Source organism: Streptomyces sp. NPDC059866, from assembly GCF_042731325.1.
GTDB classification, from domain to species: Bacteria; Actinomycetota; Actinomycetes; order Streptomycetales; family Streptomycetaceae; genus Streptomyces; species Streptomyces flavusporus.
In genome coordinates, this window is sequence record NZ_JBHWJT010000021.1 from 86702 (window position 1) to 97573 (window position 10872).

Genomic DNA, 10872 nt, shown 5'->3' on the forward strand with positions numbered 1-10872 from the left:
CCCCAGCGGCGTTCCCGCCGCCGCGGCTTGCCCCGCGGTGCGGGCCGTTCCTCACGATGTGCCGGCTGTCGATCCGCAGCGCGTCGACCAACAGGGCTGTGTCAGCCAACGATTCCCACGGACCGTTCGGCCTCTCGCCGTCGACCAGGGTCCCGAAGGATCCTGACGTTCTTCGGCCCAAGGAGGATCATGTCCCAGAGTTCGGTCGGCCGCGCTCCGCGGTGGCACCGTCCGATACCCGGGCTCGGTGCGCTGCTCGGCTATCGGCGCTCGTGGCTGAAAGGCGACGTCCTGGCCGGAGTAACCGTGGCCGCGTATCTCGTGCCCCAGGTGATGGCGTACGCGGGCGTGGCCGGCCTGCCGCCGGTCGCCGGACTGTGGGCCATCCTGCCCGCGCTCGCCCTGTACGCCCTGTTCGGCTCCTCGCGCCTGCTCTCGGTCGGCCCCGAATCCACGACCGCGCTGATGACGGCCACGGTGGTCGGCCCGCTTGCCGCCGGAGATCCGGCCCGTTACGCGACACTGGCGGCCACCCTCGCGATCGCGGTCGGCCTGTTGTGCGTGCTGGCATGGGCGACGCGGCTCGGCTTCGTCGCGGATCTGCTGTCCCGGCCGGTACTGATCGGGTATCTGGCGGGCGTGGGCCTGATCATGATCGTGGATCAGCTTCCCAAACTGACCGGTGTCCGGACGACGGGCTCGGCCTTCTTCCCCCAACTGTTTTCCCTTGTAAGGCACTTGCCGCAGATCCACCTGGCCACGGTGCTGTTCGCCGTTGTCGCGCTCGGGGTCCTCTTCACCGTGGCGCACCTCTCCCGCACCATCCCCGGCCCCCTGCTCGCCGTCGTCTTCGGCACCGCGGCCGTCTCCGTCTTCGACCTCGACGACCGATACGGCGTCAAGGTGATCGGCGACATCCCGTCGGGCCTGCCCGGCGTGGCCCTGCCGGATCTCGCCGAACTGCCGCATCTGGTGCTTCCCGCCGTGGGCGTCCTCCTGGTCGGCTACACCGACTTCATCCTCACCGCGCGGGCCTTCACCCGGCGCGACGACGATGGTCCCGGACTCGACGCCAACCAGGAGTTCCTCGCGCTGGGCGCGGCCAATCTCGGCGCGGGCACGCTGCACGGCTTCCCCGTGAGCAGCAGCGCCAGCCGCACCGCGCTGGCATCCTCAGCGGGCGCCCGCAGCCAGGCGTACTCACTGGTCGCCGGTACGGCCGTCCTCGCGGTCCTGCTCTTCCTGAGCCCGCTGCTCTCTCACACCCCCACAGCGGTTCTCGGCGCGCTCGTCGTCTACGCGGCCGTCCGCATGATCGACCTGACGGGCTTCCGACGCCTGGCGTCCTTCCGCCGCCGCGAACTCCTGCTGGCACTCGGTTGCCTGGTCGGAGTCCTGGCCCTGGACATCCTCTACGGCGTACTGGTCGCCGTCGGACTGTCGGTCGCCGAACTGCTCACGCGCGTGGCCCGCCCGCACGACGCCGTCCAGGGCCTGGTCCCCGGCGTGGCCGGCATGCACGACGTCGACGACTACCCCCAGGCCCGCACCGTCCCCGGCCTGCTCGTCTACCGCTACGACTCCCCGCTGTTCTTCGCGAACGCCGAGGACTTCCGCCGCCGGGCCCTGGCCGCCGTCGACGAGCAGCCCGAACCGGTCCGCTGGTTCGTCCTGAACGCCGAGGCCAATGTGGAGGTCGACATCACCGCCCTGGACGCGGTCGACGAACTCCGCCGCGAACTCGCCCACCGCGGCATCGTCTTCGCCCTCGCCCGCGTCAAGCAGGACCTGATGGACGATCTGACGGCGTACGGCCTGGCAGACGCCGTCGGGAGCGAGCGGATCTTTCCCACCCTTCCGACGGCCGTGGCCGCGTACCGGATGTGGTGCCGCGCTCAGTAGGCCACCGCGGGGACCGGATTCCGTGGCGCGGCGGCACCGGGACCCCGCGTTCTGCGGAGGGCAGTGGCACGACGGCGGACTCTCTCCCCGCGTGAGTCTGCGGTGGGTTCAGGCCCGGTCGGTGACGGTCCACCGACCGGGCCTCCGGGGTTCAGCGCGCCTGCACTGGGAGCCCACCTCGCGGGCCATTCGGCCCCCGTGGGTGACCAACGGCCCACTGACGGCGCACACCGGCGCAGGAAACGCTGATGTGGTGCGGTTCCCGACCGACGGGCGAGAACGAGGAGTTGTGTGATGGCGAAGGCTTACCTGGTGGGCAGCGGGATCGCGGCGCTCGCCGCGGCCACGTTCCTGATCCGCGACGGCGGGTTCGACGGAGCGGACATTCACCTCTTCGAGGAGCAGCGGAACGTCGGCGGCAGCCTGGACGCGGGCGGCACGGCCGACGCCGGCTACACCATGCGCGGCGGGCGGATGGTCGAGGCCGAGTTCCGCTGCACGTACGACCTGTTGTCCGGCATTCCCACCCTCGACGATCCTTCGGTGTCGGTCACACAGGAGATCTTGGCCGGGCACGAGGACTTCGCCTGGGACGACATCGCACGCCTCGTCGACGGTGACGGGAAGATCGTCGACACCCGCTCGATGGGCTTCTCCGAGCGCGACCGGCTGGAGCTGGTCCGCTGCCTGGCGACCCCCGAGGGCCACCTGGACGGCAAGCGGATCACCGACTGTTTCGGCGAGCACTTCTTCACCACGACCTTCTGGTTCCTGTGGTGCACCACGTTCGCCTTCCAGCCCTGGCACAGCGCCATCGAGTTCCACCGCTACCTCAGGCGCTTCCTCCACCTGCTCCCCGAGTTCGCCACCATGTCGGGCATCCACCGCACCCGCTACGACCAGTACGACTCCATTGTGCGGCCCCTGACCGCCTGGCTGCGTGAACGGGGCGTCACCCTCCACACCGGATGCCACATCACCGACCTCGGTCTCGCGCCGGGCCGCCGGAGTACGCGGGTCGAGCGCGTCTACTTGTCCCGCAGCGGCCGTGACGAGCAGATCGAGGTAGCCCCCGAGGATCTGGTCCTGGTCACCAACGGCTCCATGACCGACGCCTCCAGCCTCGGCTCGCACACCTCCGCACCGCCTCCGCATCCCCACCGCTCGGACGCATGGCTGCTCTGGCACCGGCTGGCCCGGGGACGCGACGACTTCGGCGACCCGGACGTCTTCGACAAGCGCGTCAAGGAGTCCCGCTGGGAGTCGTTCACGGTCACCGCGAACGATCCCGCCTTCCTCGACGCACTGGAGGAGTTCAGCGGCCGCGAGACCGGCCGGGGCGGCCTGATGACCTTCACCGACTCCAACTGGCTGCTCACCATCGTCGCCCCGCGCCGGCCCGTCTACCGCGACCAGCCCGAAGGCGTCTCGGTCTGGTGGGGCTACGGCCTGCACCCCGGCCGCGCCGGCAACCACACCCCCAAGCCCATGACGATGTGCTCCGGCCGGGAGATCCTCGAAGAGATCCTGCACCATCTGCCGTTCGACGAGGCTGCGGCGGCCCGGGTCCGGAAGACCTCCACCGTCGTGCCCTGCCTGATGCCATACATCACCAGCCAGTTCCTGGCCCGCCGCCGCGACGACCGGCCCAGGGTCGTGCCCGACGGCTCGGTCAACCTCGCCTTCATCGGGCAGTTCGCGGAGGTGCCGGACGACGTGGTGTTCACCGTCGAGTACTCCGTACGCACTGCCTGGACGGCGGTGGCCCAGCTCCTGAAGCTCGACAAGCACCCACCTGCGGTCTACAAGGGCCACCACGATCCCCACGTCCTGGCCGCGGCACTGGAGGCCATGCACCGCCGGTAACACCGCTGGTTCTCCGCATCTCCGAGCGACGAAGGCGACAGCCAGAGTCGGCCGGGCCTGTTGATCTCTGTGATTGACGACGATCCGCTGAGGACGCGCAGCGACGCCCGCGAACTGCTGGCCGAACTGTCCGGGACGGATCCGACGGCCTCACTTCGCCTGCCTTCGACCGGCCCCGGTGAGAGCACCGACAAGGGTGGCGACGCCATGGGGGTCGTCGGTCTGGTCCTGAGTGCCGGCTCGTTCGCGACAGCCTGCGTTCAGGTGTGGCTGGCCAAGGTCCCTCAGCGCACGGTCATCGCGACCCGTCCCGACGGAGCCACCTTGCGGATCACAGGACGCGAGGCCCACGAGGACGACGAGCGTCTCGAACGGTTCCTGGCTCATGGCTCCTCACCGGCGGACACTGACACGGCCGACAGCGCAGCGGGCTGGGACGACACCTCCACGGCAGGCTGATCGAGGGTGCGCAACAACGACCGATACGCCATGCTGATCGGCGTCTCGACATACGACAGCGACGCCTACCACGACCTTCCGGCAGTGCGCGCCGATCTGCCGCGTACCGCGGTGTCGGCGGAGTTCCTGGAGCGGACCCTTCAGTCCTGCCGGGCCGCGTCCAAGATCGTGCTGCTCGACTGCTGTGCGAGCGGTTCGGTCGTCCAGGGCCGGCGTGCCAAGGGTGGGGACGATTCGACATCGGGTGAGGCGGAGCGGAACAGGATGTATTGCATTGCATGCAACATCCGACCGGCCCGGCATCTGCTCGTTTCGCCTGGTCGGTGTCAGGTTGTCGGGGATCGATCCATGAGCGCTTTGAGGTTGACCAGCAGACTGACCCCTGACGCCACAATGTTGCATCTGATACAACAGGGGTGTGACTGGTGAAGCGCCTGGTTCGGCACACCTGGTACTGGCACGGAACGTGGTCCACCTGGACCCGGCGCCGGCGATGTTCAACGCGATGCTGGAGGGCTGGGCCCGCCGACAGGCGGCCCAGTTCCTCCGGTCGGAGACCATCAAGCCGAGGCTGCGGCTCGTCGGTCGCATGGAGGAGTTCACCGGCCTCTACCCCTGGCAGTGGACACCGCACGAGGGCGAGGCGTTCATTGCCCACCTTCGCTCGCCGCGCCCAGGTCGGCCGAAGGGCATCGAGGTGTCCACCGCGCGCGGGTACGAGGTGACGATCACGCTGTTCGTGTCGTACCTGCTTGACCCGCGATACGGGTGGGTGCGTGCCTGCATGGAACGCTTCGGCGAGGCACCGCAGGAGGTCTTCCACGAAGGCAATTCTGTCGCTCACACGGTGGACTTCGAGGCAAATCCCAGCCGTCGACCCCTCGCCTACGACGAGATCCAGGCATTGTTCGATGCCGCCGAAGCGCGGCCGAGCCGGATCAGGTCGCAGGGACGCAAGGGCGCCTTGTCCGCGTTGCGGGACGCGGCCGTACTGAAGACCATCTACGGCTACGGTACGCGCCGCACGGATACCTCGAAGGTCGATCTGGTGGATCTTCGCCGCAATCCGAAGATGCCCGTCTTCGGGCCGTACGGCAGCGTGCTGGTGCGGCACGGCAAGACGACCAAGGGTGCGCCGCCCAGGCGACGCACCGTCCTGACCGTCCCGGAGCTGGACTGGGTCACCGACACCCTCGACTACTGGCTGACGGAGCTGCGGCCGCACTTCTCGCCCGGCCGGCATCCGGCCCTGTGGGTCACCGAGCGTGTGGGTCGGCTGTCGCCGCGGTCCATCAACGAGGCATTCACCAACGCCCGGGATGACGCGGGCCTGGATCCGAGACTCGACCTGCACTGCTTGCGCTACTCGTACATCTCGCACCTGATTGAGTTCGGCTATCCGCCGCAGTTCGTGCAGGAGCAGGTGGGTCACTCCCACGGCTCAACGACCGCGATCTACACGGCGGTCTCGAACGACTACCGCAACACCCTGCTGGAGGCGGCGATGAAGAAGCGGCTGGGCGGCGACTGGGATGTGACCGCATGATCAAGAAAATGGGCTACCAGTGGATGCTGCGCCAGCTGATGGCGCAGCGGGAGATGTTCCAGACCTCCGATCTGGTGCCGCTGCTTGCCGAACGCGGTGTCACGCTGTCCCGTGAGCAGGTGTACCGGCTGGTGACGCAGCCTCCGCAGCGGCTGAGCATGGACACGCTCGTTGCGCTGTGCGACATCCTGCAGTGCACGCCGAACGACCTGATCAAACCCGAGGTGGTCAACGTCCAGGCGCGCAAGACTGCCGAGGGAACTGCTGGGCCGACGCCCCCTGCTCCGCCGCGTACCGTCGTACGGCGTCCTTCGAAGTGATCCCGAACAGGCGGCGGGATGCCGAGCGCCGACGCACTCTGGCTGACGCGCGGGCGCGGCTGGTCGGTTTTCTGCAGCAGTGGCTGGGGCCGGAGGTGGACGGGGCGTCGGCGCAGGACCTTCTGCGCAGGGCGGAAGCATGGGAGAGCCCGCCGACCGTCTATGCCCTGGCCGCGCACGTGGAAAGCCATCCCGAGTCGCTGAAAGCACCCGCTCCGGATTCTCCGATCGCGCTGCTGCGACTGCTGCGTGTGCTGGACGCTGCCGGTTACGGCGCACTGGTTACCCAACCGGCGTGCGCGGTCTGCGGCCGTACCGACGTTCTCCTTCGCTGCAACTCTCCTGAAGGCCGCTGCTGCCCGACGTGCGCGGCCAGATCCACGCTGAAGACGTGCTCACGGTGCGGAGAGCTGAAGCGAGTCGTCACCCGGGACGCCGTCTGCCGCCGCTGCTACGCCGCGGACCCGGACCGATGGGAGCCGTGCGCCGACTGCGGTCGGAGCCGACCGGTCCACACCCGCCGCGATGACGGCACGGTGCTGTGCGAGCGCTGCGCCCCCAGGCCGGAGCGGGCCTGCCTGTACTGCGGCAAGGTCAGCAAAGGGGCCAAGGCCCAGCGAGGTGTCGGTCCGGTGTGCCGCCCGTGCTATGTCTCCGGCCGAGCCCCACGCCGGCCTTGTGGCCGCTGCGGGAAAGTCCGTCCCGTCCACGCCCGCAGCCTGAACGGCCAACTCGACCTGTGCGACTCCTGCTACACCCGGGCCCGGGTCGGTGAGTGCTACATCTGCGGACGGTACCGGGAGGGCAGCGGCCAAGGAGCCTCCTTCCGCTGCAACGCGTGTCGGCCGGCACGCACCGGCCGCTGCTGTGACTGCGGCCGCCTCCGTCCCATCCAGGCGACCTACCCTGTTGGGCCGCTGTACGGGGCCTGCTACCTGCGCCGTCGGCGGCACCCCGCACCCTGCGGCACCTGCGGGGAAACCCGGATCATGGTCGGCCGCTCGCAGGATGGACATGACCAGTGCGGACTGTGCTGCGGGGCCGGCTCCCTCAATGTCCAATGCCGTCGCTGTGGCTATCCGGGCGACATTTACACCGACGGCACGTGCAGCCGATGCATCGTCCGTAAACGCGTCGAAGAACTCCTTGCCAGACCGGACGGCACCGTCTCAACACAGCTCAAGCCGCTGGTCGAAGCTCTGGCCAAGGCGGACGACCCCTGGTCCGTCCTCGCATGGACCCGCGCCCAGCGCGGCGCGCGGCTCCTGGCCCGGCTCGCCGCCCACGAGCACGACATCACCCACGACATGCTCGACGCCCTCCCCCAGGACGGAGCCGTCCGACGTGTCCGCGCGGTGCTCGTCGCCACCGGCGCCCTGCCCTGGCGGAACGAGAACCTCGCCGGCCTGAGCCTGTGGTTCGCCCGCACCGCTGGCCAGCTGCCGCCGCACCACGCACAGGTGGTCAAGCCGTTCGCCGAGTGGCAGATCATCCGGGACGCGCGCCGTCGCGCAGCCCGCGGGCCGTACACCGCCGGTGCCGCCCACGCCGACCGGCTGGATATCAAGGCAGCCATCGCCTTCATGACCTGGCTCGACGAACACGACCGTACCCTTCGCACCGCGACACAGCACGACCTGGACCTCTACCTCACCACCCATCCAGCCAAGCACCGCACACTCGGTGCGTTCGTGCGATGGGCTGTCGCCCGTCGGCTCACCGCAGGGCTGGCTCCACCGAAGAAGCCGTGGGCGCGGCCCTCGCGCTTCCTGACCGAGCAAGAACAGCTCGACCATCTACGCCGCTGCCTGAACGACACCAGTCTGCCCCTGGAGGCCCGCATCATCGGTGCCTTCGTCCGGCTGTATGCGCAGCAGGTCAGCCGCATCGTGGAGTTCACCACCGACCGTTACACCACACAGGACGACCGCGCGTACTTCACCTTCGCTCACAACCCCGTCCTGCTGCCCCCATGGTCCTCACCAACGTCCTCGGCCCCGCACTGCTGGCCAGGGCCGCACTGCCCCACCTTGAAGCGAGCGGCGGGCGACTGGTGCTCATCGGGAGCGTCGCCGGACTGAAGAACGCCCCCGCCAACCTCTACTCCGCCACCAAGTGGGCCGTCACCGGACTGGCCGAGAACCTGCGGATGCACGCCACCACCCGGGGTGTCGGCGTCACCCTCATCAACCCCGGCATGACCGACACCCCTTTCTGGCAGAGCGGCAGCGCCCCCTCCTTCGCCCTGCCGCCCGGGCCTGTGGCCAACGCCATCTGCTTCGCCCTCGACCAGCCTGTCGGCGTCGATCTCAACACCCTCACCATCCGACCGATCGGACAACCCATATGACCACCACCGCCGACCGGTTCGGTGACATCCGCGCTCTGTTCGGCATGATGTGAGTGGCAACGGCCACGTCGCCGAGGCCGACGTCGGCCTTCAATCCGCCGGCCGACCTCGAAGAGCATGCCGGCCGCGTGTTGCCGCTGCTCCAGGTCGGCCAGATGCGCCCGCACCGCCTGGTGCTCCACCGCCAGGGCAGTCAGGATGACGACCGTGCCGCGGTGGGCGGCGGCATCGCCCACGGGGGCGTCCTCCTGGTTGCTACGCGGCGTCGAGCCGGAGGCGGTCGGGCATGACCTCGGGTTGTCGTCACGGCGCAGCCCAAGTCGGTTCCGCAGGCTCTCCATCGCCCCACCCACCTCGGGCACCCACAGCGGGAAGTCGTTGCCGAACCGGGGGCCGGGCGAGCTGCTGGAGCGCGCGGTGGCGTCAAGGCACCCGTAGGACAGTCACCAATCGGTGGATCCAGCCTCAAAGCTTGAACACAAATTACACACATCCCCTCTACACACTGGGCCCCGATGGTCTAGATTGACCGTGCTTCAGCTGATCGAGCACGAAGCGACCAATAATGATCTACAGGTCCGGCGCTACGGAAAGCCAGCAGTCGCGTCCCCGGCGCCAGACGTGGGGGTGATCAATTCTTGGAGCCCGACAGGGGGCCTTGGGTGCGGGGAGCACCCGAGGTATCGACGGGTTCCCGGGCATCTCGAGAGTCCGGCAGGGCATGCGAGTGCGCTGCCGCCAGGGTGGGTTGTTCAACTAGCGCTGAAATAGCCGGGATGTCCGGCGCGGGGGGCGGGGGCCTCCCCAGGGGAGGAACAGCGCGGCGCGGGGGGCGGGGGTGCCTCCCGGGGGAGCAGCAGTGTTGGGCGAACACGTCGAACCACTGGGGACCTGGGGGGTTCTGTGCGGCAAGGGGGATTAGTCAGCCCGTTTCCGTCGGAGCGCGGGCGTCTGGCGAACGGGGCGATCAGCCGGCCCGCGATCGACTGGGAGCAGCGGTACCGCCGTACCGTGATCATCAGCGATACCGTGGCCACCGCCATCGTGGTGGCGGCGATAGGTAACTTCTTCGGGGTCCGGGACGCGGCCAACTGGCACGAGAAGTGGACGATTCTCGCGTTCTGCACCGAGCTGCTGGTGCTGGGAACGCTTGCGGTGAGCCGGTCGTGGGCTCCGGCCGTGCTCGGCCAGGGCGCCGAGGAATTCCGCCGGCTCGGACGCTCACTGTTCACGGCGACCGTCGTACTGGCGCTCGGCGGGATCGCGCTCACCTCGCGCAACATCAAGCTCTGGATCTTCGTCGCGATCCCCGCGATCGCGCTCATCACCATGACCGAGCGGTATCTGCTGCGCCTCTGGCTGCACAAACAGCGGAAGGAAGGACGGTGCCTGAGACCGGTGCTCGCTGCCGGGAGCCTGGACACCGTGCGCGACCTGATCACCAGAACCCGCAAGTTCCCGCACCTCGGCTGGCGGGTGGAGGCGGTGTGCACGACGGACGGACTCGGGCTCGACGGTGACCATCTGGACGGAGTGCCGGTCGTCGGGCAACTGGGGGACGTCGCCAAGCACGTCCGCCACGACGGCTACCGTGTCGTCGCGATCACATCGGACCCGCACTGGTCACCGGACCGGCTGCAGCGGCTGGCTTGGAACCTCGAAGGCAGCGACGCCGAGATGGTCGTGGCCCCCGTGCTGATGGAGGTGGCCGGCCCGCGGCTGCACATCGACGCGGTGCTCGGGATCCCGCTGCTGCGGGTCAGCATGCCGACCTTCACCGGGGGCCGCCGGGCGGTCAAAGAGGTCGTCGACCGGATGGGCGCGGCGATCCTGCTGATGCTGTTCGCACCGCTGATGGTGTTCGTCGGGCTGCTCGTGGTGGCGGACAGTCGGGGCGGGGTGTTCTACCGCCAGCGCAGGGTCGGCAAGGACGGCCGCGAGTTCACCATTCTCAAGTTCCGCACCATGGTCGCCGGGGCTCACCGGGCGCGTGCCGAGCTGGCCGACCGCAACGAGGGCGCCGGCCTGCTGTTCAAGCTCCGCCGGGATCCGCGGGTGACCCGGGTGGGAGCAGTGCTGCGCCGGTACTCGCTCGACGAGCTCCCGCAGCTTTTCAACGTGCTCACCGGATCTATGTCGCTCGTCGGCCCGCGGCCTCCGTTACCGGAGGAGTCCGCTGCGTACGGCCCGGACATCCGGCGGCGGCTGCTGGTCAAGCCCGGCCTCACCGGCCTGTGGCAGATCAGCGGACGCAGCGACCTGCCGTGGGAGGAGGCGGTCCGCCTCGACCTGCGGTACGTGGAGGACTGGTCGCTCGCCCTGGACGCAGTGATCTTGTGGAAGACGCTGCGTGCGGTGCTCCACGGGCAGGGGGCCTACTGATGCGCGGAGTTCGTCGTCCGGCCGACGCGCGGACCGCAGGCCGCAAG

The 10872-nt window shown here is 69.1% G+C and carries 9 protein-coding genes; all 9 read left to right on the forward strand.

Features of this window, described 5'->3' with window-relative positions; all coding sequences use genetic code 11:
- Nucleotides 1-189: 189 nt before the first annotated feature.
- The 9 genes from ACFV7R_RS30100 to ACFV7R_RS30140 all read left to right on the forward strand — a co-directional run bounded on the left by ACFV7R_RS30100 (nucleotide 190) and on the right by ACFV7R_RS30140 (nucleotide 10825).
- Nucleotides 190-1902: a SulP family inorganic anion transporter gene (locus ACFV7R_RS30100; protein WP_385269021.1), complete on the forward strand. Its 1713-nt coding sequence runs from the start codon at nucleotides 190-192 to the stop codon at nucleotides 1900-1902.
- Nucleotides 1903-2196: 294 nt separating this feature from the next.
- Nucleotides 2197-3768, forward strand: a complete 1572-nt coding sequence (locus tag ACFV7R_RS30105) for an oleate hydratase (RefSeq protein WP_385269023.1) — start codon at nucleotides 2197-2199, stop codon at nucleotides 3766-3768.
- Between the two features lie 69 nt (nucleotides 3769-3837).
- A complete protein-coding gene (locus ACFV7R_RS30110; RefSeq protein WP_385269174.1) occupies nucleotides 3838-4227 on the forward strand; it encodes a hypothetical protein in 390 nt (129 codons plus the stop codon).
- A gap of 6 nt (nucleotides 4228-4233) precedes the next feature.
- Nucleotides 4234-4656 carry a hypothetical protein gene (locus tag ACFV7R_RS30115; protein WP_385269025.1) on the forward strand — a complete coding sequence of 141 codons (423 nt, stop codon included), beginning with the start codon at nucleotides 4234-4236 and terminating at the stop codon, nucleotides 4654-4656.
- Nucleotides 4657-4732: 76 nt separating this feature from the next.
- A complete protein-coding gene (locus ACFV7R_RS30120; protein ID WP_385269176.1) occupies nucleotides 4733-5773 on the forward strand; it encodes a tyrosine-type recombinase/integrase in 1041 nt (346 codons plus the stop codon).
- A complete protein-coding gene (locus ACFV7R_RS30125; RefSeq protein WP_385269027.1) occupies nucleotides 5770-6093 on the forward strand; it encodes a helix-turn-helix domain-containing protein in 324 nt (107 codons plus the stop codon). The genes ACFV7R_RS30120 and ACFV7R_RS30125 overlap by 4 nt, the downstream gene beginning before the upstream one ends.
- Before the next feature lie 989 nt (nucleotides 6094-7082).
- Nucleotides 7083-8174 (forward strand): hypothetical protein, encoded by a 1092-nt coding sequence (locus tag ACFV7R_RS30130; RefSeq protein ID WP_385269029.1) that lies wholly within the window; start codon nucleotides 7083-7085, stop codon nucleotides 8172-8174.
- Nucleotides 8066-8443, forward strand: a complete 378-nt coding sequence (locus ACFV7R_RS30135) for an SDR family oxidoreductase (RefSeq protein WP_385269031.1) — start codon at nucleotides 8066-8068, stop codon at nucleotides 8441-8443. Before ACFV7R_RS30130 ends, ACFV7R_RS30135 begins: the two co-directional genes overlap by 109 nt.
- A gap of 903 nt (nucleotides 8444-9346) precedes the next feature.
- The gene (locus ACFV7R_RS30140) at nucleotides 9347-10825 is read left to right on the forward strand and encodes a sugar transferase (protein ID WP_385269033.1); all 1479 of its coding nucleotides are present in this window, start codon (nucleotides 9347-9349) and stop codon (nucleotides 10823-10825) included.
- The last annotated feature ends 47 nt before the right edge of the window (nucleotides 10826-10872 follow it).